We start from the raw sequence: 26,022 nt of genomic DNA on the forward strand, positions 1-26,022 counted from the left end.
GCCGCAGTACCGGCAGGCGGTCCCGCCCCTCGACAACTCCCCTCCCGGTCAGCAAGATGTGACGCCACACCTTCCGCCCCAGCGACCCCGGGAGCCACGCCGATGAGCAGCCGCCTCCAGCACCACCGGACGGCACTGCTCGCCGGCCTCACCGTCCTGACCCTCTCGCTCGCGCTCTGCTCCTGCGCCTCCGGGCAAGGCGACGCGGGCGCGGACGCGATGCCGAGTGCCGCCGGGGTTCCCAAGCTCACCTCGATCGACATCAACCAGCACGACCGCTCCGAGCTGCGCCAGGGCGGCACCCTGAACCTGGCGATCACCCAGTTCTCCCACCAGTGGTCGCCGATCCACGCCGACGGCAGCGAGTCCTCGACCATCGCCGTCACCAAGCCGCTGCTGCCGACCTTCTTCCGCTCGGACGCGGCCGGCACCCAGACCGTCAACCCGGCCTACCTGCAGGAGGCGCACGCCGACTTCAGGGACGGCCGGCAGGTGGTCACCTGGACGCTCAACCCCAAGGCCCACTGGTCCGACGGCACCCCGATCACCTGGCGCGACATCGAGGCCAACTGGCGCGCCCTGAACGGCCGGAACCCGGCCTACCGGCCCTCCAGCAGCACCGGCTTCGAGCTGGTCTCCTCGGTCGAGCGCGGCAAGGACGACTTCCAGGCCGTGATGACCTTCGACCAGCCGTTCTCCGAGTGGCAGTCGATGTTCAACGGCGCCGCCAACGCCCCGCTGCTGCCGGCCGCCAAGGTCTCCACCCCGGAGCTGTTCAACTCGGCCTACCTGGACGCGATCCCGCTCACCGCCGGCCCGTTCAAGCTCGACCGCCTGGACCCGGCCGCGCAGACCGTCACCCTGGTCGCCGACCCCACCTGGTGGGGCGACAAGCCGATGCTGGACAAGATCGTCTTCCACGCCATGCTGCCCGACGCGATGGGCGCCGCCTTCGCCAAGGGCGGCATCGACCTCTTCAACAACGGCCCGGACCTGGCCGGCTACCAGGTCATCAAGAACACCAAGGGCGCCGCCGTGCGCCGGGCCGGCGGGCCGGACTTCCGGCAGATCACCCTGAACGCCCGCACCCCGGCGCTCGGCGACCCGTCCGTCCGCCAGGCCGTGTTCCAGGCGATCAACCGGGACGCCCTGATCCGCTCCGACCTCAACGGCCTGGACTGGCCCGGCGTCCCGCTCAACAACCACCTGCTGGTCGCCAACCAGAACGGCTACCGCGACAACTCCCTCGGCCTGTCCCGCTTCGACCCCGCCGAGGCCGCCCGCAAGCTGGACGCGGCCGGCTGGAAGCTCGACGGCGACGTCCGGAAGAAGGACGGCCGCGAGCTGAACCTGCGGATGATCGTCCCGGCCGGGGTCGCGGTGGCCCAGAACGAGGCCGTCGGCGTCACCAAGATGCTCAAGGACGTCGGGATCAAGGTCACCACGGTGCCCGCCGCCGCCAACGAGTTCTTCGACAAGTACATCAACCGCAACGACTTCGACCTGGCCGCCTACGCCCTGCTCGGCACCCCGTTCCCGGCCAGCGGCAGCCGGGCCGGCTTCGCGCAGAACGGCGGCGCCAACCACGTCGGCGCCGGCAGCGCGGCCGCGGACGCCGCGCTCGACCGGGCCGCCGCCGCGACCGACGCCGGCACCGCCTCCGAGGCGATCAACCAGGCCGACGGCGAGCTCTGGAAGGTGGCCGGCGTGCTGCCGCTCTACCAGCGGCCGCAGCTGTACGGCGCCCGCGCCGACCTCGCCAACATCGGGGCGCAGGGGCTGTCCGACATCGTCTGGGAGAACGTCGGCTTCACCAAGTAGGGCCGCCCTGCGCCCGGTTGGCTCGAAGGGCCTCAGCCGTGCAGCGTCTCCCGCCAGTAGTGGCAGGCGCTGCGCCGGCCCGGCAGCTCGGCGCCCTCCTCGTCCACCACCGGTACCAGTGCCGGGAGTTCGGCCAGACAGCGGTCCTGCACCCGGTCGCAGCGCGGGTTGAACGCGCAGCCCTGCGGGATCCGCAGCAGGTTGGGCGGCAGGCCCTTGATGGCGTGCAGGCCCTGGCCCTTCTGGTCCAGCCGCGGGATGGAGTCCAGCAGGCCCCGGGTGTACGGGTGGGCCGGGCGCGCGTACAGCTCGTGCACCGGCGCCGTCTCGACGATCCGGCCCGCGTACATCACCGCGATCTTGTCCGCGACGTCCGCGACCACGCCCAGGTCGTGGGTGATCAGGATCAGGCCCATGTTGAACTCGGCCTGGAGTTCGGCCAGCAGGTCCATCACCTGGGCCTGGACGGTCACGTCCAGCGCGGTGGTCGGCTCGTCCGCGATGATCAGGTCGGGCTCCAGGGAGAGCGCCATGGCGATCATGATGCGCTGGCGCATGCCGCCGGAGAACTGGTGCGGGAAGTCGCCGACCCGCTGCCGGGCGGCGGGTATGCGCACCCGCTCCATCAGCTCGACGGCCCTCTCCCGGGCCTCCTTGCGGGAGAGCCCCTGGTGCACCCGGAACATCTCGCCGAGCTGGTAGCCCACGCTGAGCACCGGGTTGAGGGCGGACAGCGCGTCCTGGAAGATCATCGCGATCCGCTGGCCCCGGACGGCCCGCCGCGCCTTGGGGTTCATGGTCAGCAGGTCCTCACCCCGGAACAGGATCCGCCCCGAGGTGATCCTCCCCGGTGGCATGTCCAGGATGCCCATGACCGCCTGCGCGGTCACCGACTTGCCGGAGCCGGACTCCCCCAGCACCGCCAGCGTCTCCCCCGCCGACACCGAGTAGCTCACCCCGTTGACGGCCCTGGCGACGCCGTCCTGGGTGTGGAACTCGATGTGCAGGTCCTCGACCTCCAGCAACGGGGTCCCGGGCTCCAGGCTCGACCGGCCGCCGCCGATCACCTCCACCGCGTCCATGTGAGCAGCCCTCCTCAGCGCAGCAGCGACCACCGATAGGCGCCTAGCAACTATCAATGACCGAAGCGCACTTGGGGAGGGCACGGCAGATCTCGGTTCCATCACGGCGCACGACACGGGGCGCGCCCCCGTTCCGAGGACGCGCCCTGGGGACGGCGCGGTCAGTCGCCGCTCGGCCCGTTCTCGCGCTCCGCCGCGCTCTGCCCGTTCTCGCGCTCCGCCGCGCTCTGCTCGATCTCGCGCTCCGCCGCGAAGTGACAAGCCGAGTCGTGGAAGGCCGCGCCCTGCAGCCAGCTCGGCGAGGCGAGCAGCGGGACCTCCACCGCGCAGCGCTCCTGCGCCTTCCAGCAGCGGGTGCGGAAGCGGCAGCCGGACGGCGGGTTGGCCGGCGAGGGCACGTCCCCGGTGAGCACGATCCGGTCCCGCGACTCGCGCGCCGTCGGGTCCGGCACCGGTACGGCCGACAGCAGCGCCTGGGTGTACGGGTGGGTCGCGTGGTCGTAGATCTCCGTGTCGGTGCCGATCTCGACCATCTTCCCCAGGTACATCACGCCGACCCGGTCGGAGATGTGCCGGACGATGGAGAGGTCGTGCGCGATGAACATGTACGACAGGTTGAACTCGCCCTGCAGCTGCTCCAGCAGGTTGATCACCTGCGCCTGCACCGACACGTCCAGCGCCGAGACCGGCTCGTCGCAGATGATGATCTCCGGCTTGAGCGCCAACCCCCGGGCGATGCCGATGCGTTGGCGCTGACCGCCGGAGAACTGGTGCGGGTAGCGGTTGATGTACTCGGGGTTGAGCCCGACCACGTCCAGCAGGTCCTGGACGGCCTTGCGGCGGTCGCCCTTGGGCGCCACCTCGGGGTGGATCTCGAAGGGCTCCCCGATGATGTCGCCGACCGTCATGCGCGGGTTCAGCGAGGTGTACGGGTCCTGGAACACCATCTGGATGTTGCGCCGGACGGCCTTCAGCGCGGACCCGGACAGCCGGGAGATCTCCTCCCCCTTGTACCGGACCGAGCCTTCGGTGGCCGGCTCCAGGTTCATCAGCACCTTGGCCAGTGTGGACTTCCCGCAGCCGGACTCGCCGACGATGCCGAGCGTCTCACCCTGCATCAGGTCGAAGCTGACCCCGTCGACGGCCTTGACCGCGCCGACCTGCCGCTTGAACAGCACGCCCTGGGTGAGCGGGAAGTGCTTGACCAGGTCCCGGACTTCGAGGATCGGCTCGCCGCGCGGAACCTCCTGGTCGAACGCGACCTCCTCCGGCACCACCGCGCCGAGCGCGCTGGACCCGTTGGCGGCGGCCCTGCCGGCGCCGGCTCCGTCAACGGTCATGGAGGGTCTCCTTCCAGAAGAAGCAGGCGCTGCCGCGCCCCTCCAGCGGCGTGCCGTCCTCCTCGGCGACCGGGAACAGCTCCGGCACCTCGGCCCGGCAGATGTCCTGTGCCCGGGGGCAGCGCGGGTTGAAGGCGCAGCCCCTGGGGATCCGCAGCAGGTTGGGCGGCAGGCCCTTGATCGCGTAGAGCTCCTGGCCCTTCTGGTCCAGCCGCGGGATGGAGTCCAGCAGGCCCCGGGTGTACGGGTGGGCCGGGCGCGCGTACAGCTCGTGCACCGGCGCCGTCTCGACGATCCGGCCCGCGTACATCACCGCGATCTTGTCCGCGACGTCGGCGACCACGCCCAGGTCGTGGGTGATCAGGATGAGCCCCATGTGGAACTCGGCCTGGAGTTCGGCCAGCAGGTCCATCACCTGGGCCTGGACGGTCACGTCCAGCGCGGTGGTCGGCTCGTCCGCGATGATCAGGTCCGGCTCCAGGGCCAGCGCCATGGCGATCATGATGCGCTGGCGCATGCCGCCGGAGAACTGGTGCGGGTAGTCGTTCACCCGCTGCTTGGCCGCCGGGATGCGCACCCGCTCCATCAGCTCGACGGCCTTCGCCCTGGCCTCCGCCCGTGAGACCCCCTGGTGGGCCCGGAACATCTCGCCGAGCTGGAAGCCCACGCTGAGCACCGGGTTGAGGGCGGACAGCGCGTCCTGGAAGATCATCGCGATCTTCCGGCCGCGGATCCTCCGCCGCTCGTCCTTGCCCATCTTCAGCATGTCCTGGCCGCGGAAGCGGATCTCGCCGCGCGGGATCCGGGCCGGCGGCATGTCCAGGATGCCCATGATCGCCTGTGCGGTCACCGACTTGCCGGAGCCGGACTCGCCCAGCACCGCCAGCGTCTCCCCGGCCCGGACGCTGTAGTTGACCCCGTTGACGGCCCTGGCCACGCCGTCCCGGGTGACGAACTCGACGTGCAGGTCCCGTACGTCGAGCAGCGGCCCCTCGTACGGCGTCTCCCGCTCGTGTTCGGTGCTGTCCACAGCTGTGGTCACGATGCGCTCCCCTCGCTCAGCGAAGCTTCGGGTCGAGGGCGTCGCGCACCGCGTCGCCCAGCATGATGAAGGCCAGCACGGTGACGGACAGCGCCGCGGCCGGGAAGAACAGCACGTACGGCGCCGTCCGGATCACCTTCTGGGCGGAGGAGATGTCGATGCCCCAGGAGATGGTCGGGTCCTGCAGACCGATGCCGAGGAAGCTCAGCGTCGCCTCGGTGGCGATGTAACCGCCGAGCGCGATGGTGGCGACCACGATCACCGGGGCGATCGCGTTCGGCAGGATGTGCCGGAACATCAGCCGTCCGGTCCCGGCGCCGAGCGCCCGGCCGGCCACCACGTAGTCGGCCTGCTTGACGGTCAGCACCGCGCCGCGCATGACGCGGGCGATCTGGGTCCAGCCGAGCACGCCCAGCGCGATGACCACGCTCCACACCGTGCGGGTGGAGAAGGCGTTCAGCAGCACCAGCGAACCGAGCAGCAGCGGGATGCCGAAGAAGATGTCGGTGATCCGGGAGATCACCGCGTCCACGGCGCCGCCGAAGTACCCGGCGACCATGCCGGTCAGCCCGCCGAGCACGGTGACCGTGGCGGTCACGAAGATGCCGACGGTGATCGAGGCGCGGGCGCCGTAGATGACCCGGGCGTAGATGGATCGGCCCTGCGCGTCGTAGCCGAACCAGCCGGTCCCGAAGATGTCGCCCCAGTCCGGCCGCCGCAGGTAGTCGTGCACCAGGTCGGCCTTGCGCGGGTCGGCGTCGGTGAAGGCCCAGGGGAAGACCGCCATGATGACGAGCAGCAGGATCAGCACCGCCGAGATCAGGAAGATCGGCCGCCGGCGCAGGTCCCGCCAGGCGTCGCCCCAGAGGCTGCGGGCCTCCTCCCGCTTCTCCACGTCCCGTTCGACCAGGGTCCCCTGCTCGACCGCCATGCCCTGTTCCCCGGCGTAGTCGAGGCGCGCGACGCCGGGCTTGGGGTGCGGCTCGTACGAGTCCTCGTCGTGGATGTCAGGCATAGCGGATCCTCGGGTCCAGGACCGCGTAGAGCAGGTCGACGAGCAGGCTGGCGACCAGGTAGACGATCACCAGGACGGTCACGATGCCGACCACGGTGGGGCCTTCCTTCGTGTTGATCGCCCGGTACAGGACGTTGCCGATGCCCTGCACGTTGAAGATGCCCTCGGTGACGATCGCGCCGCCCATCAGCGCGCCGAGGTCGGTGCCGAGGAAGGTGACCACCGGGATCAGCGAGTTGCGCAGCAGGTGGCGCAGGACGATGGTGCGCCGGGGAAGGCCCTTGGCGACGGCCGTGCGCATGTAGTCGGCCCGCAGGTTCTCGCCGATCGAGGTCCGGGTGAGCCGGGCCACGTAGGCGAGCGACAGTGAACCCAGCACCACGGCAGGCAGCACGAGTTGGGAGAGGTCGTAGCTGTTCTGCACGGTCGGGGTGACCCAGCCGAGGTTGGTGGCGAAGACCGTCTGCGCGATGTACGCCAGCACGAAGACCGGGATCGAGATCACCACCAGGGTCAGCACGAGCACCAGGGTGTCCTGGATGCTGCCGCGCTTCAGCCCGGAGACCAGGCCGAGGGCGAGGCCCAGGATCATCTCGAAGACGAAGGCCAGCAGCGCCAGCCGGATGGTGACCGGGAAGGCGTTGGCCATGATGTCGGAGACCGGGCGGCCGGTGAAGCTGGTGCCGAAGTCGCCCTGGAAGAGGTTCCCCATGTAGTGCAGGTACTGCTTCCAGACCGGCTGGTCCAGGAAGTACTTGTGCTTGATGCTGGCCACCACGGCCGGGTCGGCGGCCTTCTCGCCGAACAGCGCGACCACCGGGTCACCCGGCAGCGTGTAGACCATCACGAAGATCAGCAGCGTGGTGCCGAAGAACACCGGAATCATCTGCAGCACCCGCCGCAGCACGTAACTGCCCATCCGAGCCTCCTTCCAGGGCGTGCTTGGGGGTGCTGTCGGATCCGGCGAGGACCCGCAGGACACGCCCTATGTTCCGGCCGGCCGGGCCGGTCGGCCGAGAGACCGCGCCCCGCCCTCCGTGTGGGGAGGGCGGGGCCGGCCCGGGGATGCGGGCCCGCCGCCGGGCGGGCCGCAGGAGATCAGCCCTTGACCTCGACCTGAGTCCAGGCCGGGTTGCCGAAGGAGTCGAACTTCACGTTCTGCACCTTGCTCGAGTAGCCCGAGTTGGTGCGGTAGTACCAGAGCGGGATGGCCGGCATGCCGCTCGGCAGCACGGCTTCGGCCTGCTGGTAGCCGGTCACCGTGTCGGCGACGCTGGCGGCCTCGTCGGCCTTGGTTGCCGCGTCGTCGAACTGCGGGTTGCTGTACCCGAAGTCGTTGGAGGCGGCGCCGGTGCGGTACACGTCGGCCAGGAAGTTGGCGTTCAGCGGGTAGTCCTGCACCCAGCCGGTGCGGAAGGCGCCGTCGAGCTGGTGCGTGGTGATCGCCGCACGCGCGGTCTTGAAGTCCGGCTTCGGGTCACCCAGGCAGTCGACGCCGGTGTTCTGCCGGATCGAGTTGCAGACCGCGTCCACCCACTCCTTGTGGCCGCCGTCCGCGTTGTAGGTGATCAGCAGCTTGTTGCCGGGGACGCCGCCGCCCTGCTGGATCAGCTGCTTGGCCTTGGCCGGGTCGAACTTGCAGAAGTCGCCGCAGGCGCCGTCCTTGTAGCCCTCGACGCCCTCGGCCACCCAGGCGCTGGCCGGCTTGCGGGAGCCCTGCAGCACGGTCTTGGTGATGGTGTCGCGGTCGATCGCCATCGACAGGCCCTGGCGCACCTTGGCCTTGTCCGGGGAGGACCAGTCGGCCTGGTAGAGCGTGAAGCCGATGTTCTGGATCGCACCCTGCGGGGCGTCGATGGCCCGGTCGCCGAGGTCGTTCTTGTACGTCGCCAGCGCGGACGGTGGCACCTGGTCCATCACGTCCAGGTTGCTGGACTGCAGGTCCGCGTAGGCGGCCTCGGACGTGGTGTACATCTTGAAGACGATGCCGCCGTTCTTCGGCTTGTCCACACCCTGGTAGTCCGGGAAGGACTTGGTGACCACCTCGGTGTTGTGGGACCAGCTGACGAACTGGTACGGGCCGTTGCCCACCGGCTTCTGCCCGTACCCGTTCGGGTCCTTGAAGAAGCCGTCCGGCAGCGGTGAGAAGGCGATGTAGCCGAGCTTGTACTCGAAGTACGAGACCTTGTGGCTCAGCTTGACGGTGAAGTGCAGGTCGTCCGTGACGGTCAGTCCGGACATCTTGTCCGCGGTGGGCTTCCCGCCGGCCGGGTGGACGTCCTGGTAGCCATCGATGTCGGAGAACCAGGAGCTGTTGATCTGGGCGTTGGCCGGGCTGGCGCCCCAGTTCCAGGCGTCCACGAAGTTCTTGGCGTGCACCGGGGTGCCGTCGTGGAACTTCCAGCCGTCCTTCAGCGTGACGTTGAAGGTCTGCGAGTCGCTGGTGTCGATCTTGTCCGCGACCTGCATCCGGATCTTCGCGGTGCTGGGGTCGTAGTCCACCAGCCCCTTGAAGAGGTTCTGGATGATGCGACCGCCGCCGACCTCGTTCGCGTTCGCCGGCTGCAGCGGGTTCTGCGGCTCACTGCTCTGGTAGCTGAAGGTCTTGTTGACGTCGGACGAGCTGGTACCGCCTCCGCCGCCGCCGCTGCTGCACCCGGTGGCCACCAGGACCACGGACGTCGCAGCGGCGAGGACCAGGCGAGCACGGGCGGCTACGGGCATGAAGGTCCCTCCTCATCGGGTGTGTGTCGCATCACACCCCATGAGAAGCGTGCCCCGGCGGCGGCGCGAGCCGGGTGCACCCGGACGGGTGCCGTGACCCCCTGCGGGGTTGACGCGGCGCCGGACCGGCGCGGCGCCGGACCGACCGAATGCCGGAAGGGCCCGCGGCCGAAGCCGCGGGCCCTTCCTGGGACACCGGGGAGAGGTCAGGCCGCGGCCGACTCCCGGACCTCGGCGAAGTGGCAGGCCGACTCGTGCGCGGCCGGGCCCTCCAGCGTGGTCGGGATCGCCAGCAGCGGGATCTCCTCCGCGCAGCGGTCCTCCGCCTTCCAGCAGCGGGTGCGGAAGCGGCAGCCGGACGGCGGGTTGGCCGGCGAGGGGATGTCACCGGTGAGGATGATCCGCTCGCGGGACTCGCGCGCCGTCGGGTCCGGCACCGGCACGGCGGACAGCAGCGCCTGGGTGTACGGGTGGGTGGCGTTCTCGTAGATCTGCTCGTCGGAGCCGATCTCGACCATCTTGCCCAGGTACATCACACCGACGCGGTCGGAGATGTGCCGGACGATGGAGAGGTCGTGCGCGATGAACATGTACGACAGGCCGAACTCGCCCTGCAGCTGCTCCAGCAGGTTGATCACCTGCGCCTGGACGGACACGTCCAGGGCGGAGACCGGCTCGTCGCAGATGATGATCTCGGGCTTGAGCGCGAGACCGCGGGCGATGCCGATGCGCTGGCGCTGACCGCCGGAGAACTGGTGCGGGTACCGGTTGATGTACTCCGGGTTCAGACCCACGACGTCCAGCAGGTCCTGGACGGCCTTGCGGCGGTCGCCCTTGGGCGCCACCTCGGGGTGGATCTCGAAGGGCTCCCCGATGATGTCGCCGACCGTCATGCGCGGGTTCAGCGAGGTGTACGGGTCCTGGAACACCATCTGGATGTTCCGGCGGACGGCCTTGAGGGCCGAGCCGCTCAGCTTGGAGATGTCCTCGCCCTTGAACAGCACCTGGCCGGAGGTGGCCCGCTCCAGGTTCATCAGCACCTTGGCCAGCGTGGACTTGCCACAGCCGGACTCGCCGACGATGCCGAGCGTCTCACCCTTCTTCAGGTCGAAGCTGATGCCGTCGACGGCCTTGACCGCGCCGATCTGCTTCTTGAACAGGATGCCCTGGCTCAGCGGGTAGTGCTTGACCAGGTCCTTGACCTCCAGGATGTTCTCAGCCATGGAGGGTCTCCTTCCAAAGGTGGCACGCGCTGCGGCGGCCGGTGAGCTCCTCGCCGTCCTTGCCGGTCACGTGGTGCAGCGCCGGGATCTCCGTGCGGCACAGGTCGGTGGCGACATCGCAGCGGGGGTTGAACGCGCAACCGGCCGGGACCTTCAGCAGGTTCGGGGGCAGGCCCTTGATCGCGTACAGCTCCTGGCCCTTCTGGTCCAGGCGCGGGATCGAGCGGAGCAGGCCCTTGGTGTACGGGTGCGCGGGGTTCGCGTACAGCTCGTGCACCGGGGCGGTCTCGACGATCCGGCCCGCGTACATCACGGCGATCTTGTCCGCGACGTCGGCGACCACGCCGAGGTCGTGGGTGATCAGGATCAGACCCATGTTGTACTCGGCCTGCAGCTCCGCGAGCAGGTCCATCACCTGGGCCTGGACGGTGACGTCCAGGGCGGTGGTGGGCTCGTCGGCGATGATCAGGTCGGGCTGCAGCGACAGCGCCATGGCGATCATGATGCGCTGGCGCATGCCGCCGGAGAACTGGTGCGGGTAGTCGTTCACGCGCTGCTTGGCAGCGGGGATGCGCACCCGGTCCATCAGCTCGATGGCCTTGGCCTTCGCCTCGGCCTTGGAGGCGCCCTGGTGCACCCGGAACATCTCGCCGAGCTGGTAGCCGACGCTGAGCACGGGGTTGAGGGCGGACAGCGCGTCCTGGAAGATCATCGCGATCTTCCGGCCGCGGATCTTGCGCCGCTCCTCGTCGCTCATCTTGAGCATGTCCTGACCGCGGTACAGGATCTCGCCCTGGGTCACCTTGCCCGGAGGCATGTCCAGGATGCCCATGATGGTCTGCGCCGTCACGGACTTGCCGGAGCCGGACTCGCCGAGCACGGCGAGGGTCTCGCCGGCCGCGACGGAGTAGTTGACGCCGTTCACGGCCTTGGCGACGCCGTCCCGGGTGTGGAACTCCACGTGGAGGTCCTTGACCTCCAGGAGCGGGGTTCCGACTTCGAGACGGTCGCTCTTCTGGTTGTTCTCGATCACGGTGGTCATCGGGTCGTCACCTCTTCTCTCAGCGGAGCTTCGGGTCGAGGGCGTCGCGCACCGCGTCGCCGAGCATGATGAAGGCCAGCACGGTGATGCTCAGCATCCCGGCGGGGAAGAACAGCGCGAACGGCGCCGTCCGGATCACCTTCTGGGCCGAGTTGATGTCGATGCCCCAGGAGATGGTCGGGTCCTGCAGACCGATGCCGAGGAAGCTCAGCGTCGCCTCGGTGGCGATGTAACCGCCGAGCGCGATGGTGGCGACCACGATCACCGGGGCGATCGCGTTCGGCAGGATGTGCTTGAACAGGATGCGGCTGGTACCGGCACCGAGCGCCTTGGCGGCGGTCACGAAGTCGGCCTGCTTGATCGTGATCACCGAACCGCGCATGACACGGGTCATCTGGGTCCAGCCCAGGGCGACCAGCGCGAAGACGACGCTCCAGATCGTGCGCGAGGTGAAGGCGTTCAGGATCACCAGCGAGCCGAGCAGCAGCGGGATGCCGAAGAAGATGTCGGTGATCCGGGAGATGAGCGTGTCGATCCAGCCGCCGAAGTAGCCGGCGAGCATACCGGTGATGCCACCGAGGATGGTCACGCCGAGGGTCACGCAGATGCCGACCACGACCGAGGCGCGGGCGCCGTAGACGGTGCGGGCGTAGATGCTGCGGCCCTGGAGGTCGTAACCGAACCAGTCCGCCTGGAAGAAGTGGCTGTAGTTCGGCTTCGTCAGGTAGTGCAGGCGCAGGTCGCCGGCCCGCGGGTCCACCGAGGTGAACAGGCCCGGGGCGATCGCGATGACGACCAGCAGCAGGATCAGCAGCGCGGAGATCACGAAGATCGGCTTGCGGCGCAGGTCGTGCCAGGCGTCGGAGCCGAGGCTGCGGGCCTTCTCCGGCTTGGCGGCCGCACTGTCGGCGGTGCGCTGGGCCGGGATCTCCTCGGCCGTCTTCTTCTCGGTCAGGTCAGGCATAACGGATCCTCGGGTCCAGGACCGCGTAAAGCAGGTCGACGATCAGGCCGGCGGCCAGGTACACGATCACCAGGAAGGCGACGAAACCGGAGACGGTCGCGCTCTCCTTCATGTTGATCGCGTGGTAGAGCGCGTTACCGACACCCTTGACGTTGAAGATGCCCTCGGTGACGATCGCGCCACCCATCAGGGCGCCGAGGTCGGTACCGAGGAAGGTGACCACCGGGATCATCGAGTTGCGCAGAAGGTGGGTGCCGATGACCTTCCGGCGCGGCAGGCCCTTGGCCACCGCGGTGCGGACGTAGTCGGCCTTGATGTTCTCGGCTATGGAGGTACGGGTGAGACGCGCGACGTAGGCCAGCGACAGCGAGCCGAGCACGAAGGCCGGCAGCACCAGCTGGGTGATGTCGTTCGAGTCCTGGACGGTCGGCGTGACCCACTTGAGGTTGTCCGCGAAGATCGTCTGGAAGATGAAGCCCAGCACCGGGACCGGGATCGAGATCAGCAGCAGGGTCAGGACCAGCGTGCCCTTGTCGAACGCCTTGCCGCGGCGCAGACCGGAGAACAGCCCGATGGTGACGCCCAGCACGATCTCGATGCCGAACGCGAACAGCGCGAGCCGGATGGTGACCGGCAGCGCCTCGGTGATCTTGTCGAGCACCGGGCGCCCGTCCAGGCCGGTGCCGAAGTTACCGACGAGCAACTTGCTCATGTAGTCGGTGTACTGACCGATCAGCGGCTTGTCGAAGCCCTGCTGGTGCCTCAGAGCGGCGAGCTGCACCGGGTCCGGCGCCTTGTCGCCCCACATCGCTGCCACCGGGTCACCCGGCAGCGCGTGCACCATGAAAAAGATGAGTGCGGTCGTTCCGAGGAACACCGGGATCATCTGGAGCAGTCGCCTCGCGACAAAGCGCCCCATCGTGCCTCCATGTATGACTCTGCCGGGCCCGTCAACCCGGCCAGAGATAAGTCGGCGTGCCAACGGCCGGTGCCAGTCCTCGCCCTTGTGGGGATGGGACGGGCACCGGCCGTTGTCACCGGGTCAGGCGGTGCCGACCGATTACTTCTTCTTGACCTCGACGTCGGTGTAGACCGGGTCGCCGAAGGAGTTGAACTTCACGTTCTGGACGTTGTTGGAGTAGCCCGAGTTGGTCTTGTAGTACCAGAGCGGGATCTGCGGCATGTCCTTGGCCAGCACGGCCTCGGCCTGCTGGTACAGGTCGGCGGTCTTCTCGACCGAGGTGGCGGCGTCGGCCTGGTGCGACAGGTCGTCGAACTCCTTGCTGGAGTAGCCGCCGTCGTTCGCGGCGGCACCCGTGCCGTAGACGTCACGCAGGAAGTTGGCGTTCAGCGGGTAGTCCTGCACCCAGCCGGTACGCATCATGCTGGGGACCTGCTTCTTCGTGATGATGTCACGAGAGGTCTTGAAGTCCGGCTTCGGGTCGCCGAGGCACTCGACGCCGGTGGCCTGGCGGATCGAGTTGCAGACCGCGTCCACCCACTCCTTGTGACCACCGTCGGAGTTGTAGAGGATGGTGATCTTGTTGCCGGGGACGCCGCCGCCCTCCTGGATCAGCTGCTTGGCCTTGGCCGGGTCGTACTTGCAGGCGTCGCCGCAGGTGCCGGCCTTGTAGCCCATGACGCCCGGCGCCACGAACGAGTCGGCGGGCTGACGGCTGTTGTTCAGCACGGTCTTGGTGATGGTGTCGCGGTCGATCGCCATCGACAGGCCCTGGCGGACCTTGGCCTTGGCCGGGTCGCTCCAGTCCGCGTTGTACAGCGCGAACGAGATGTTCTGGATCGCACCCTGCGGCTGGTCGACGGCGCGCTTGCCCAGGTCGTCCTTGTACTTCGGCAGGTCGGTCGAGTCGACCTGGTCCAGGACGTCCAGCGTGTCGGACATCAGGTCCTTGTACGCGGCCTCGGGCGAGGTGTAGCTGCGGAAGACGATCCCGCCGTTCTTCGCCTTGTTGGTGCCCGCGTACTTGTCGTAGGCGGCCAGGGTGACGGCCTTGTTGTGCTCCCACGAGACGAACTTGTAGGGGCCGTTGCCGACCGGCTTCTCGCCGTAGCCCTTGGGGTCGGAGAAGAACCCGGTGGGCAGCGGGAAGAAGGCCGAGTAACCCAGCTTGTACGTGAAGTACGAGACGGGGCCCGTCAGTTCGATGGTGAAGTGGGTGTCGTCGACGACCTTCAGGCCGGACATCTCCTTGGCGGTCGGGTCGCCCTTGTCCGGGTGGACGGCGTCGTAGCCCGCGATGTCGGAGAACCAGTCCGAGTTGATCTGGTTGTTCGCCGGGTTGGCCGACCAGTTCCAGGAGTCCACGAAGGACTTGGCGGTGACCGGGGTGCCGTCGTGGAAGGTCCAGCCGGACTTCAGGGTGACGGTGTAGTTCTTGGCGTCAGTGGTCTCGATCTTGTCGGCCACCTGGTTGCGCAGGGCACCGGTCGCGGGGTCGTAGTCGACGAGGCCCGTGAAGAGCTGCTTGACGATACGGCCGCCCTGGTTCTCCATGGCGTTGGCCGGCTGCAGCGGGCGCTGCGGCTCCGCGCTCTGGTAGCTGAAGACGCCCGCGGGGTTGACCGCGGCGCTGTCCGAGCTCCCGCCGGAGGAGTCGCTGCTGCCACTGCTGCTACAAGCAGTCGCGGCGAGCGCGACAGCAACCGCTGCGACAACCCACTTGGCCTGGCTCACACCACGCATCGGTGTGCCTCCTGAATTCGACGTTGCGACGGGGAGGGCACCACGGAACGGTTGTCACCGGGCCCGCAATGCCGTCCGCGCTCGTGGTTTCGGCGCGCACCCCTGCGCGTTCACCCTTGACCCGAGCCTGACTGGCTCCACTATCCGTCACGCACGGACACGAAAGTGACCAGTGACGATCTCAATTAGGTCACATGAACAGTCGGTAAGTTTCGAAAACCGGACATTTGAGACATAGCCAGACAGGTATCAAACGGACAGTCGTCATGCATGACGAACCGTCGCGTCCGCTCAGCGGACACTCGGGTGTGATGAGCGTTATTCCGTTAATACCGGCCCCGACAACTTGGAGTAGTTGAAAAAGTTCGCCCCCCTCTCCAATCGGAAAGGGGGGCGAAACAATCCGGCCAATGGCCGTTCAGAGCGTCCGGATCACGCCTTCTTGGCGCGCGAGGCGGTGCGTCCGCGGTCCTTCTGGTCCAGGACGACCTTACGGATGCGAACCGTCTCCGGGGTCACCTCGATGCACTCGTCCTCGCGGCAGAACTCCAGCGACTGCTCCAGCGAGAGCTTGCGCGGCGGGACGATCGACTCGGCCACGTCGGCGGTCGAGGACCGCATGTTGGTGAGCTTCTTCTCCTTGGTGATGTTCACGTCCATGTCGTCGGAGCGCGAGTTCTCGCCGACGATCATGCCCTCGTACACCTCGGTGCCCGGCTCGCAGAAGAGCACGCCGCGCTCCTGCAGGTTGGTCATCGCGAAGGCGGTGACCACACCGGCGCGGTCGGCGACCAGCGAGCCGTTGTTGCGGGTGGTCAGCTGGCCGAACCACGGCTCGTGACCCTCGTGGATCGAGTGGGCGATGCCGGTGCCGCGGGTGTTGGTGAGGAACTCGGTGCGGAAGCCGATCAGGCCGCGGGACGGCACGACGAACTCCATGCGGACCCAGCCCGAGCCGTGGTTGGACATGTTGTCCATCCGGCCCTTGCGGACGCCCATGAGCTGGGTGACGGCGCCCATGTGCTCCTCGGGAACGTCCACGGTGAGGCGCTCGACCGGCTCGTGGGTCTTGCCGTTGACCTCCTTGGTGACCACCTGCGGCTTGCCGACGGTCAGCTCGAAGCCCTCGCGGCGCATGGTCTCGATCAGGATGGCCAGCGCCAGCTCACCGCGGCCCTGCACCTCCCAGGCGTCCGGGCGCTCGGTGTCCAGGACGCGCAGCGAGACGTTACCGATCAGCTCGCGGTCCAGGCGGTCCTTCACCTGGCGGGCGGTGACCTTGCGGTCCACCTTGACGCCGGACTTGGCGTCCGCGCCCTTGCCGCTGCCGCCACGGCCGACCAGCGGCGAGGTGTTGGTGCCGATGGTCATCGAGATGGCCGGCTCGTCCACCGTGATCAGCGGCAGGGCGATCGGGTTCTCGGTGTCGGCCAGGGTCTCGCCGATCATGATGTCGGCGATGCCGGCGACGGCGCAGATGTCGCCGGGGCCCGCCACCTCGGCCGGCTTGCGGGTGAGCGCCTCGGTCATCAGCAGCTCGGAGATGCGGACGTTCTGGATCGTGCCGTCACGCTTGATCCAGGCCACGGTCTGGCCCTTGCGCAGCTCGCCCTGCTCGACGCGCAGCAGCGCGATGCGGCCGAGGAAGTTGTCGGCGTCCAGGTTGGTGACGTGGGCCTGCAGCGGGGCGTCCTCGTCGTAGCTGGGGGCCGGGACGTGCTCCAGCAGGGTGGAGAAGAACGGCTCCAGGTTGGTGCTGTCCGCGGGAACGGTGCCGTTCTCCGGCTTGGTCAGCGAGGCGACGCCGTCACGGGCGCAGGCGTAGACGATCGGGAACTCGATCTGCTCCTCGTCCGCGTCCAGGTCCAGGAACAGGTCGTAGGTCTCGTTGATGACCTCGTCGATCCGGGAGTCCGGACGGTCGGTCTTGTTGATGCACAGGATGACGGGCAGGCGCTGGGCGAGCGCCTTGCGCAGCACGAAGCGGGTCTGCGGCAGCGGGCCCTCGGAGGCGTCGACCAGCAGCACGACCGCGTCCACCATCGACAGACCGCGCTCGACCTCGCCACCGAAGTCGGCGTGGCCCGGGGTGTCGATGATGTTGATGGTGATCGGCGCGCCACCGTCCTTGGGGTGGTACTTGACCGCGGTGTTCTTCGCGAGAATGGTGATGCCCTTCTCGCGCTCCAGGTCGTTCGAGTCCATCATCCGGTCGTCGAGCTGCTGGTGGGCGGCGAAGGCGCCGGCCTGCTTCAGCATGGCGTCGACCAGCGTGGTCTTGCCGTGGTCGACGTGGGCGACGATGGCGACGTTACGGATGTCGTTGCGCGTGGGCATGCCTAGCGGATTCTCCCGGAATCGTGGGTTACGGCGCCCGGCCGCGATACGCGCACTTGCGGCCCCTGTCGGCCGCCGCCACCCGTTCGCCTGCTACTACCGGTCCACCCGCCGGGCATATGGACATGCCTCGGCTTCCTCCTATCGTACGGGGAAGCACCCAGGTGGGCGGAAACGAGCAGGTCGGGCGGGATCAAGATCACAGCTGGGTCACGCGGTCTTCACCCGACGGCCGCGCTCCGACACTCTTCCGTTCGTGATCCAACGCCTCCGCACCTCGCTGCCCTGGCTGTTCCGCGCCGTCGGCGCCTTCGCCCTCCTCGTGGCGGTCCTCAAGGGGCTCCCGGCCTCGACCGCGACCGGTTGCGTGATCGGCTTCCTCATCGGCCAGGAACCGCTGTCCGACCTCTGGTTCCTGCTCACCCACCGGCTCTACGGCGGACGGTTGAACTGCGCCTCGTACGGCCGGGGCCGGAAGCTGTGGAGCGGCTCCATCGCCGGGGTGCCCGTCGAACTCGGCCTACGGCCGACGAGCGGGTTCCTGTTCCCCTGGGGACTGCGCCCGGTCCGGGCGCCGCGGCTGCGAGTCTGGCTCGCCTCGGTCGCGCTGTACGGCCTCCACGCGGGGCTCGGCGCCTGGCTGGCCACCTCCTGCACCGGACTGCCCCGGGGCATCGGTTTCGGCCTGCTGTTCACCTCCGTCATGTACGCGGTGCTCAGCTCCTCGAATCCGGTCGACTCCCTCTGGGCCGTCTTCGTCATGCCCTTCCGCCCGGGGTCCCTGAAGGTCGACATCTGGTCGTCGAGCGCCGTCGAAGCCGAGCGGCTCCTGTTCCTCGGCCGGATCTCCGAGGCACACCGCAAGCTGGACGAGGGCCGGCCCCGGCTTCTCACCGCTGCAGGGATCGCCTTGGCCGAGGGGCGCTACGAGGAGGCCCAGCAGCTCGCCCTCGAAGACCTGGAACACGGCGGCTCGCCCTCCACGGTGTGCTACCTCATCGGCATGTCGCTCATCGGTCATACCGACGCCGGCGGGCTGTCCCCCCAGGTGGCTGCGGCCCGGCTGGACCCGTTCCTCGACCGGTGGGGCGTCCACAACCCCCAGCTCTTCCCCGACTTCCTGCCGACGGTCGACCTCGCGCGGTTCCGGAACGACCCCCACACCGCCGTCCGGGTGGCCCGCCGCCTCTCCACCGCGGTCGACTCCCCGTTCCGGCGGGCCACGGCCTGCTGTTCGCTCGCCGCCGCCCTCATCGCGGCGGGCCGCCCGGACGAGGCCCGCAAGGCCCTCGCCCGGGCGCGCGAGGAGTGCCCCGAGCTGGCCCGGATCGCCGACGTCGAGCGCCTGCTGGAGCCGAAGCCCGCCGAGCTCTAGCGGCTCCAGCCGACGTCCTGGAACCGGGGCCACCCGAAGCCCCAGGCGCCGACCCCGGCCACTCCGGTCCGCACACCCACCAGCTCCGGCCGCTGGTAGAGCGGCACCGAGTGCCCGAGCTGCCAGATCCGCACGTCCGCCTCCTGCAGCAGGTCCAGCCGGGCCGCCGGGTCGAGTTCGGCGGCCGCCCGGTCGAACAGCTGGTCGATCTCATCGGTGCCGCTGCGGCCGAAGTTGGTGCCCGGGGCGGGCGTGCCGTTGGCGTCCGGCCGGGGCTTGGCGTAGGCGGCGCGCTGCTCGCCCGCCGGGCTGGGGCCGGCCGGCCAGGAGAACAGGGCGAGGTCGTAGTCCCCGGCCGCGAGGTGGTCCTTGACGAAGGTCTCGGCGGGCGTGGCCTGCGTCTTCACCGCGATGCCGGACTCGGCGAGGGAGGCGGTGAGCGCGTCGGCGGTGCGCTTGGCGGTCGCCGAACCGGCCGGGACGAGCAGGGTGAGGGCGAGCTCCTTGCCGTCCTTGACCCGGGTGCCGCCGTCCGGCCGCTTCCAGCCCGCCTCGTCCAGCAGCTCACCGGCCTCCGCCGGGCCGACCGCGGCGCTGTTGTCGCGGTAGCCCTCCTGGTCCCCCGCGAGCAGGTGGCTGCCGAGCGGGGCGCCGGGCAGCCCGAGCGGGCCGAGCGCGGCCTCGGCGATCCGCCGCCGGTCGACCGCCCGGGCCAGCGCCCGCCGGACCGCCGAATCGCTGAGCGGGTCGCGGGCGGCGTTGACGGTGAGCTCGGTGAGCGAGGCGGCGGCGGCCCGGGACACGGTGATCCCGGGCAGCGACTCGGCCCGCCGCAGCGCCTGCGCCGCCGCCTCGGGCGCCCCCGCGTCCGCGGCGGCGGGCGGGGCGGGCGGGGCGGCCGGACCGGTGCCCGCCGAGGGGCTTGCCGTGGGGGCGGCCGGCACCGCCCGGTCCACCGCCACGGTCAGCGGGGCGACGTCCAGCAGGTCCTGGTCCAGCGCGTCCAACCGCTGCTCGGGCGGCGTGGCCAGGAAGTCGATCCGGTCGGTCTTCGGCAGGTCCCCCCACCAGAGCTGGTTGCTTACCAGGGTGACCCGTCCGCCCTTCGCGTCGTACCGGGAGAGGGTGTACGGCCCGGCGCTCAGGTGCCTGCCGCCGGTGAGCGCCCGGTTGAAGGCCTCCGCCGTGGAGGTCTCGGCGGCCGGGTAGAGCGGCCCGAACAGCGCGCGCCACTCGGCGTACGGCCGCCGGAAGGTCACCTTGACCTCGTACGGGCCGGCGCCCTGGGTGATCGACTCGATGGCGTCGTACCCGGCCGGGTGCGCGCCCCGGTAGGCGGGGTCCAGCCCGGACAGGGCGGTCCGCTGGGCGTTGAGGTCGTCGGCCGACAGCCGGGTGCCGTCGCTCCAGACGGCGTGCGGGTTGAATCGGTAGGTGACCACCTGCGGCTGCTGCCCGGGCGGGGTGGACTCGGCGCCGGCCAGGTAGTCCGGGTCTGGGACGAGCCGCCCGTGCTCGTCGGGCCGGAACAGCGAGGGGTACAGCGCGTGGGCGAGCAGCGCCGAGTCGGCGTTCGCGCCGCTCTGGTAGACGTTCAGCGTGGCCGGCACGCCGTCCACCGCCCAGCGCAGCGTGCCGCCGTTCTCGACGTCGGTGCGGTCGGCGGGCCGGACGTTCCCGGTGGTGGCCGTGGGGTCGGCCGAGGACGGTGCGGGCTCGGCGGTATGGGCCGGGGCCGGGCCGTCGGAGCAGCCGCCGAGGCCGGCGGCGAGCAGCAGTGCGATGGCTGCGGCGGTGAGCTGGCGGACGCGCATGGCGGCCATGCAACGCCGCCCGGACGGCCCGGCCCGCGCCGACACGGCGGGCAGCCGGGCGACTGCACCCGTACGGCCCAGCCCTACGGCCTCGCCACCGCTACAGCGCCAGCTCGAACCAGACGATCTTGCCCTTGGGCGTGCGCCGGCTGCCCCAGCGTTCGGCCAGCAGACTGACCAGCTGCAGACCGCGACCACCCTCGTCGGTCTCCTGTGCGCGCCGCTGCCGGGGCTGGGCGTAGCCGTCGTCCCAGACCTCGCAGACCATGGTGCGCTCGCGCAGCAGCCGCAGCCGGATCTCGCCCCGCCCGTGCTTGAGCGCGTTCGTGACCAGCTCGCTGACCAGCAGTTCGGTGGTGTCGACCAGTTCCTCCAGGCCCCGGGAGAGCAGCCAGCTGCAGGCCAGCTCGCGGGCCTTGGCGACCGAGGTGGGCTCGGGGGGCAGGAACCAGTTGCCGACGGCGTCCTCGGGGAAGGCGTGCACCTTGGCCATCAGCAGCGCGATGTCGTCCTCGCCGTGGTGCGGGTTGAGCTCGCCGAGGACGTGGTCGCAGAGGTCCTCCAGGGCCTTGCCCTCGGCGGAGAGGGCGGCCCGGAAGGCGCGCAGGCCCTCGTCCAGCTGGTGCTTGCGGCTCTCCACCAGGCCGTCGGTGTAGAGGCCGAGCACAGCGCCGTCCGGGAGGTCCACCTCGACCTCCTCGAAGGGCTCGCCGCCGACGCCGAGCGGCAGGCCGGGCGGCACGTCGAGCATCCGGGCGCCCTCGCCGGGGGTGAGCAGCACGGGTGGCAGGTGGCCGGCGTTGGCGATCCAGCAGCGCCGGGTGACGGCGTCGTAGACCGCGTAGACGCAGGTCGCCAGGTAGACCTCGCGGGCCTCCTCGTCGGCGGTCGAGGTGAGCCGGCCGTACGGGGTGGGCGGGCCGGCCGGGACGGAGTCGTCGCCGAGGCCGCGGGCGATCTCGTCCAGCGCGGTGAGCACCTCGCCGGGCTCCAGGTCGAGCATCGCCAGGGTCCGGACGGCGGTGCGCAGCTGCCCCATGGCGACGGCGGCACGCAGGCCGCGGCCCATCACGTCGCCGATGACCAGGGCGGTGCGGTTGCCGGGCAGCGGGATGACGTCGAACCAGTCGCCGCCGACCTCGGTGTTGTTGTTGCTGGGCAGGTAGCGGCAGGCGATCTCCAGGCCGCTGGCGGCGGGGTTGCCCGGGGGCAGCAGGCTGCGCTGGAGGATCAGCGCGCGTTCGTGCTCGCGGCGGTAGAGCCGGGCGTTGTCGATGCAGACGGCGGCACGGGCGACCAGTTCCTCGGCGATGGCCACGTCGCGGGCGTCGAAGGGCTCGCTGCCGATCGCCCGGGAGAGCTGGACCAGCCCGAGCACCTGGTCGCGGGCGACCAGCGGGACGATCAGGGTGGAGCGCAGCAGCGGGTCGCGGCCGGGCTCGGGGACGACGCTGCGGCCGGTGCGCAGTGCCCGGGCGTGCGGGGAGCGGCGCGGGTAACAGAGGGTGCCGCCGGCCTCGGCGATCGGCAGGCCGGTGACCGGGCCGAGCACCGAGGAGGCGCCACCGATCACGCTGGAGACGGCGACCCGGCGCAGTTCGCCGCTGCCGTCGGTGAGCACGGTGTCGCCGGGCCGGCCGGCGCTGGGGACGGTCTCGCCGGAGAGCAGCGCGGTGTACAGGTCGACGGTGGCGAGGTCGCAGAACGGCGGGACGACGACGTCGAGGAGTTCCTTGGCGGTGGTCTCCAGATCGAGGGTGGAGCCGATGTGCGCGCTGGCCTCGTTGAGCAGGGCGAGGTTGCGGCGCACGCCGTCGGCCTCGCGCTCGGCGACGTGTCGGCTGGTGACGTCGGAGACCTGTCCGGCCACGCCCATCGGCTGCCCGGCCGAGCCGTTCAGCCGGTACAGCGAGACGGCCCAGAGCCGGTTGCCCTCGCGGGTCGGGACGGCGCTGTGGAAGCGCAGGTCGAAGACGGGTTCGCCGGTGGCGAGGACCTTGCGCAGGGCGGCGGTGAGCCGGTCGGCCTCGGAGGGCGGGAAGAGGTCGTGCGGGGTGAGGCCCTCCAGGTCGGTGGGGACCAGGCCCATGCCGGAGGCGAAGGCGTCGTTGACCCGCTGGAGGCGCAGCCGGTCGTCGAAGAGCACGAAGCCGGTGGGCGTCTGGCCGAAGACGGCCTCGGAGGCGGCGAGGTCGGTCTCGATCCGGCGCAGTCGGCCGAGGTCGACGGCCAGGCAGGTGGCGCCCGCGGTGGGCAGGGCGCTGTCCGGCATCAGGTAGAGCTCGGCGAGGCCCTCGCCGCCGGCGGCGTCCCGGTAGGGGGTGGTGCCGACCCACTCCTCGCCGGCCAGGGTGCGCTCCAGCCGGGCGCGGCCGCGCTGCCAGAGTTCGCGGGGCACGAAGGTGGAGACCGGGTCGGCGCCGACGGCCTCGGCGGCGGGGACACCGAAGAACTCGGCGGCGCGCTCGCTCCACTGACTGATCCGCCCGTCGGGGCCGATCGCGAAGGTGGCGACCCGGATGTAGTCGTAGATCGATCCGGGGTCGCCGGCGCCCCAGGGGCGCGGCCCGTCGGCGGGGTGGGCGCCGAGGCCCGGGCCCCCGGCCGCGGTGGCGGGCTGGGCCGCCGGTCCGGGCAGGTGCGCGGAGCCGGCCTGCCCGGGTACGGCGGCATGACCGCTGCTGCTCGGCGCGTTCCGCGCCGGTGTGCTGTTCAACGGACCGACCCCTCCAACCCGCGACCGTCCGGATGTCGAGAAGACCGAGTATTCATCATCGAGGGGTACGTTCACACGCCCTCAACATCACAACATCAGATCGGGCGAAGGTTTTTGTCCTACCGCCCGCGCAACCACAATGCCACGTCCGCGCCCCCTTCCGGAGCGCGCGCTCCCCCCGGGCTCCCGATGGCATATGCGGCACCGCTCTCCTGGCGTTCTCCTCGCGTCCTACTCGCCGAGCTCATTACCCGGCAGGTCCAGCTCGAACCAGACCACCTTGCCGATCCCCTCGGCCCGGGCGCCCCAGTGCAGTGCCAGCCGGTGGACCAGCTCCAGGCCCCGGCCGCCCTCGTCGGCCTCGGCCGCGTGCCGCTCCCGGGGCGGGTCGGGCAGCGGATCGGAGATCTCGACCAGCAGTGTCTCACCGAGCGTCAGCCGGACCCCGATCGGGGCGCTGGCGTACCGGACGGCGTTCGTGACCAGCTCGCTGACCAACAGTTCGGCGGTGTCCGTGAGGTCCTCGACGCCCCACTCGGCGAGTGCGGCGCGGACCAGCCGACGGGCCCGGGAGACGGCGGTGGGCTCGGCGGGCAGGGTCCAGCCGGCCGTCGGGGTGCCTGCCTGGCCGTGCCCGAGCCGGGCCAGCAGCAGGGCGACGTCGTCCGGTTCGCGGCCCTGCTCCATGGTGTCGAGCACCGCCTCGCAGGCGGCCTGGATGGAGGCGTGCGGCTCCTGGAGCACGGTGATCAGCCGGCCGAGGCCGACGTCCAGGTCCTTGTCCCGGGACTCGACCAGGCCGTCGGTGCACAGCGCGAGCAGGCTGCCCTCGGGGATCTTCAGTTCGACGGATTCGAACGGGACACCGCCCACGCCGAGCGGAGCGCCGGAGGGCAGGTCGAGGATCCGGCCGGCGCCGCCGGGCAGCGGGCCGCCGGTGTGGGTCGGCTCCTCGGTGGTCTCCTCGCCCGGCACCACCAGCACAGGCGGGATGTGCCCGGCCTTGGCGACGGTCAGCATCGCCGTGCCCGGGTCGAAGACCGCGTAGACGCAGGTGGCCAGCAGCGCCTCGTCCGGGCCCTGGGCCAGGTCGTCGGCCAGCTCGTGGACGTGCCGAAGGAGCACGTCGGGCGGCAGGTCGAGGGCGGCCAGCACCCGGACGGCGGTGCGCAGCCGGCCCATGGTGGCGGCGGCCCGCAGGCCGTGGCCCATCACGTCGCCGACCACCAGTGCGGTGCGGTCGCCGGGAAGCGGGATGACGTCGAACCAGTCGCCGCCGACCTCGGTGCCGCTGCTGCCGGGCACGTAGCGGTAGGCGACCTCGACGCCGGTGGGCTGCGGGACCTGCTGGGGGAGCAGGGTGCGCTGCAGGGTGAGCGCGGCGGTGCGCTCGCGGGCGTAGAGGCGGGCGTTGTCCAGCGAGCTGCCGGCCCGGTCGGCCAGTTCGACGGTGAAGGCCAGGTCGTCCCGGTCGAATCCCTCGCGGTAGCCGGCCCGGCTGACCAGCAGCAGGCCGATCACGATGCCGCGGGCGCGCAGCGGGACGACCAGCATCGAGTGCACGCCCAGGTCGTGGGCGGCCTGCGTCTTGGGGTCGCCGGGGTAGGTCACCTCGTCCAGCTGGTCGGCGCCGGAGAGCAGCTCGGGCACGCCGGTGCGCAGCACCCGGCCGCAGGCGGAGTCCTCGGCGAAGGTGATCCGGGCGCCGCGCCGGAGCATCACCTCGACCTCGGGGCCGTCCTGGACGGAGGCGGTGCCGAGCTGGAGCAGCGAGGTGCGCCGGTCGTGGCCGTGCCGGGGCAGGTCGTCACCGTGCGCGACGGCCTGGAGCAGGATCACCGCCGAGTGGTCGGTCAGCCGGGGGACCACGGAGCTGGCGAGCTCCTGGGCGATCCGGGAGGCGTCGAGCAGGTCACCGACCCGGGAGCCGAACTCGTTGAGCAGCGAGAGCCGGCGCCGGGCGTGCTCGACCTTGGCGACCGCCCGGTAACGCTCGGTCACGTCCATCACGGTGCCGGAGATGCCGAGCACCCGGCCGGAGCGGTCGGTCATCCGGCTGTAGGAGATCGAGCGGTAGCCGGGCCGGGTGGTGACCGGGGAGGCGAGGGTGACGTCGATGACCGGCTCGCCGGTGGCCAGCACCTGGCGCTGGATCGTGGTGATCTCGTCGGCGGCCCGCTCGGGCAGGGTCTCGCCGGTGGTGCGGCCGACGTGGTCCTCCAGGGCGACGCCGTTCAGCTCGGCGAGGGTCCGGTTGACGGCGGTGTAGCGCAGGTCGGTGTCCAGGATGGCGATGCCCAGCGGGGACTGCTCGAACAGCGCGTCGCGCACCGCGAGGTCCCGCTCGACGGCCCGGACGGTGGCCGCCTCGGCCATGTTGGCCTGCAGGAACGGGGTGCCGTCGCCGTCCATCAGGAGCGAGATCCGGGCGTCCACGGTGACCGGCAGGCCGTCCCGGTCGCGCAGTTCGACGCTGCCCGCCCAGCGGCCGTGGTGCAGGGTGTCCCGGATCGCGGCCCGGATCCGGGCGACCTGCGCCTGGTCCGGGATCAGTTCGTCGATCCGGCGGCCGACCAGCAGCTCGCCCGGCCAGCCGAGCAGTTCCTCGGCCGCCGGGCTCCACAGCACCACCCGGCCCGCGGTGTCCAGGATCGCGTTGGCGACCTTGAGCATGTCCAGCAGGCTGCCGTCGGGCGGCGCGCCCAGGCCCCGCGCGGCGTCGGCGGGCCCGCCGGGGAAGGGCCGCCCGGGGCGGCTGCGCGGGCCGGGCGGGGTGCCGGGCTCGGGGACGGCCAGGGTCGGCGCGGGCTCGGCGGGCCGCTG

Annotated in this window: 17 protein-coding genes; 2 read left to right on the plus strand and 15 right to left on the minus strand. The window is 70.5% G+C overall.

Annotated features, from left to right (window positions below):
- Nucleotides 1-102 precede the first annotated feature (102 nt).
- Complete coding sequence (locus ACFVWU_RS36785; RefSeq protein WP_387629087.1) at nt 103-1,821, plus strand: ABC transporter family substrate-binding protein; 1,719 nt, start codon at nt 103-105, stop codon at nt 1,819-1,821.
- A gap of 32 nt (nt 1,822-1,853) precedes the next feature.
- Here the strand turns inward: ACFVWU_RS36785 and ACFVWU_RS36790 are convergent, their stop codons facing one another.
- From ACFVWU_RS36790 to typA, 12 genes are all read right to left on the minus strand, one after another.
- Complete coding sequence (locus ACFVWU_RS36790) at nt 1,854-2,903, minus strand: ABC transporter ATP-binding protein (protein WP_387629089.1); 1,050 nt, start codon at nt 2,901-2,903, stop codon at nt 1,854-1,856.
- Nucleotides 2,904-3,064: 161 nt separating this feature from the next.
- Nucleotides 3,065-4,243, minus strand: a complete 1,179-nt coding sequence (locus tag ACFVWU_RS36795) for an ABC transporter ATP-binding protein (protein WP_387629091.1) — start codon at nt 4,241-4,243, stop codon at nt 3,065-3,067.
- Nucleotides 4,233-5,285, minus strand: coding sequence for an ABC transporter ATP-binding protein (locus ACFVWU_RS36800; protein WP_387629094.1), 1,053 nt, complete (start codon nt 5,283-5,285; stop codon nt 4,233-4,235). Before ACFVWU_RS36800 ends, ACFVWU_RS36795 begins: the two co-directional genes overlap by 11 nt.
- Nucleotides 5,286-5,301: 16 nt before the next feature.
- Nucleotides 5,302-6,216: an ABC transporter permease gene (locus ACFVWU_RS36805; protein ID WP_387629121.1), complete on the minus strand. Its 915-nt coding sequence runs from the start codon at nt 6,214-6,216 to the stop codon at nt 5,302-5,304.
- Nucleotides 6,217-6,292: 76 nt separating this feature from the next.
- Nucleotides 6,293-7,219 (minus strand): ABC transporter permease, encoded by a 927-nt coding sequence (locus ACFVWU_RS36810; protein ID WP_387629096.1) that lies wholly within the window; start codon nt 7,217-7,219, stop codon nt 6,293-6,295.
- A gap of 179 nt (nt 7,220-7,398) precedes the next feature.
- Complete coding sequence (locus ACFVWU_RS36815) at nt 7,399-9,024, minus strand: ABC transporter substrate-binding protein (RefSeq protein ID WP_387629098.1); 1,626 nt, start codon at nt 9,022-9,024, stop codon at nt 7,399-7,401.
- Between the two features lie 206 nt (nt 9,025-9,230).
- Nucleotides 9,231-10,247 (minus strand): ABC transporter ATP-binding protein, encoded by a 1,017-nt coding sequence (locus tag ACFVWU_RS36820; protein WP_387629100.1) that lies wholly within the window; start codon nt 10,245-10,247, stop codon nt 9,231-9,233.
- Entirely contained in the window at nt 10,240-11,289 is a 1,050-nt protein-coding gene (locus ACFVWU_RS36825) for an ABC transporter ATP-binding protein (protein WP_387629102.1), read from the minus strand. Before ACFVWU_RS36825 ends, ACFVWU_RS36820 begins: the two co-directional genes overlap by 8 nt.
- Nucleotides 11,290-11,308: 19 nt before the next feature.
- Nucleotides 11,309-12,253 (minus strand): ABC transporter permease, encoded by a 945-nt coding sequence (locus tag ACFVWU_RS36830; RefSeq protein WP_387629105.1) that lies wholly within the window; start codon nt 12,251-12,253, stop codon nt 11,309-11,311.
- Complete coding sequence (locus ACFVWU_RS36835; protein ID WP_387629108.1) at nt 12,246-13,172, minus strand: ABC transporter permease; 927 nt, start codon at nt 13,170-13,172, stop codon at nt 12,246-12,248. Before ACFVWU_RS36835 ends, ACFVWU_RS36830 begins: the two co-directional genes overlap by 8 nt.
- A 141-nt stretch (nt 13,173-13,313) precedes the next feature.
- The gene (locus ACFVWU_RS36840; RefSeq protein WP_387629111.1) at nt 13,314-14,957 is read right to left on the minus strand and encodes an ABC transporter substrate-binding protein; all 1,644 of its coding nucleotides are present in this window, start codon (nt 14,955-14,957) and stop codon (nt 13,314-13,316) included.
- Nucleotides 14,958-15,389: 432 nt separating this feature from the next.
- A complete protein-coding gene (typA, locus tag ACFVWU_RS36845) occupies nt 15,390-17,294 on the minus strand; it encodes a translational GTPase TypA (protein ID WP_387629112.1) in 1,905 nt (634 codons plus the stop codon).
- Nucleotides 17,295-17,550: 256 nt separating this feature from the next.
- Here typA and ACFVWU_RS36850 point away from each other — a divergent pair, with 256 nt between their 5' ends.
- Nucleotides 17,551-18,669, plus strand: coding sequence for a hypothetical protein (locus ACFVWU_RS36850; protein ID WP_387629114.1), 1,119 nt, complete (start codon nt 17,551-17,553; stop codon nt 18,667-18,669).
- On the opposite strand, the gene ACFVWU_RS36855 is transcribed toward ACFVWU_RS36850, so the two are convergent.
- The 3 genes from ACFVWU_RS36855 to ACFVWU_RS36865 form a co-directional block, all read right to left on the minus strand.
- Nucleotides 18,666-20,483: an ABC transporter family substrate-binding protein gene (locus tag ACFVWU_RS36855; RefSeq protein WP_387629115.1), complete on the minus strand. Its 1,818-nt coding sequence runs from the start codon at nt 20,481-20,483 to the stop codon at nt 18,666-18,668. The genes ACFVWU_RS36850 and ACFVWU_RS36855 overlap by 4 nt on opposite strands.
- Nucleotides 20,484-20,583: 100 nt before the next feature.
- Nucleotides 20,584-23,199: a SpoIIE family protein phosphatase gene (locus ACFVWU_RS36860; RefSeq protein WP_387629117.1), complete on the minus strand. Its 2,616-nt coding sequence runs from the start codon at nt 23,197-23,199 to the stop codon at nt 20,584-20,586.
- A 231-nt stretch (nt 23,200-23,430) separates the two neighbouring features.
- Nucleotides 23,431-26,022: SpoIIE family protein phosphatase (locus tag ACFVWU_RS36865; protein WP_387629120.1), on the minus strand; the 2,592-nt coding region annotated here is incomplete at its 5' end.

Origin of the sequence: Kitasatospora sp. NPDC058190, assembly GCF_042883685.1 — a bacterium.
In the GTDB taxonomy this organism is placed as follows: Bacteria; Actinomycetota; Actinomycetes; order Streptomycetales; family Streptomycetaceae; genus Kitasatospora.

What these genes read in the sequence shown, in the direction of transcription:
- ACFVWU_RS36785 (WP_387629087.1), top strand. Translation starts at nt 103, where the DNA reads ATGAGCAGCCGCCTCCAGCACCACCGGACGGCACTGCTCGCCGGCCTC.
- ACFVWU_RS36790 (WP_387629089.1), bottom strand. Translation starts at nt 2,903, where the DNA reads ATGGACGCGGTGGAGGTGATCGGCGGCGGCCGGTCGAGCCTGGAGCCC.
- ACFVWU_RS36795 (WP_387629091.1), bottom strand. Translation starts at nt 4,243, where the DNA reads ATGACCGTTGACGGAGCCGGCGCCGGCAGGGCCGCCGCCAACGGGTCC.
- ACFVWU_RS36805 (WP_387629121.1), bottom strand. Translation starts at nt 6,216, where the DNA reads ATGGCGGTCGAGCAGGGGACCCTGGTCGAACGGGACGTGGAGAAGCGG.
- ACFVWU_RS36810 (WP_387629096.1), bottom strand. Translation starts at nt 7,219, where the DNA reads ATGGGCAGTTACGTGCTGCGGCGGGTGCTGCAGATGATTCCGGTGTTC.
- ACFVWU_RS36815 (WP_387629098.1), bottom strand. Translation starts at nt 9,024, where the DNA reads ATGCCCGTAGCCGCCCGTGCTCGCCTGGTCCTCGCCGCTGCGACGTCC.
- ACFVWU_RS36820 (WP_387629100.1), bottom strand. Translation starts at nt 10,247, where the DNA reads ATGGCTGAGAACATCCTGGAGGTCAAGGACCTGGTCAAGCACTACCCG.
- ACFVWU_RS36825 (WP_387629102.1), bottom strand. Translation starts at nt 11,289, where the DNA reads ATGACCACCGTGATCGAGAACAACCAGAAGAGCGACCGTCTCGAAGTC.
- ACFVWU_RS36830 (WP_387629105.1), bottom strand. Translation starts at nt 12,253, where the DNA reads ATGCCTGACCTGACCGAGAAGAAGACGGCCGAGGAGATCCCGGCCCAG.
- ACFVWU_RS36835 (WP_387629108.1), bottom strand. Translation starts at nt 13,172, where the DNA reads ATGGGGCGCTTTGTCGCGAGGCGACTGCTCCAGATGATCCCGGTGTTC.
- ACFVWU_RS36840 (WP_387629111.1), bottom strand. Translation starts at nt 14,957, where the DNA reads ATGCGTGGTGTGAGCCAGGCCAAGTGGGTTGTCGCAGCGGTTGCTGTC.
- typA (WP_387629112.1), bottom strand. Translation starts at nt 17,294, where the DNA reads ATGCCCACGCGCAACGACATCCGTAACGTCGCCATCGTCGCCCACGTC.
- ACFVWU_RS36855 (WP_387629115.1), bottom strand. Translation starts at nt 20,483, where the DNA reads ATGCGCGTCCGCCAGCTCACCGCCGCAGCCATCGCACTGCTGCTCGCC.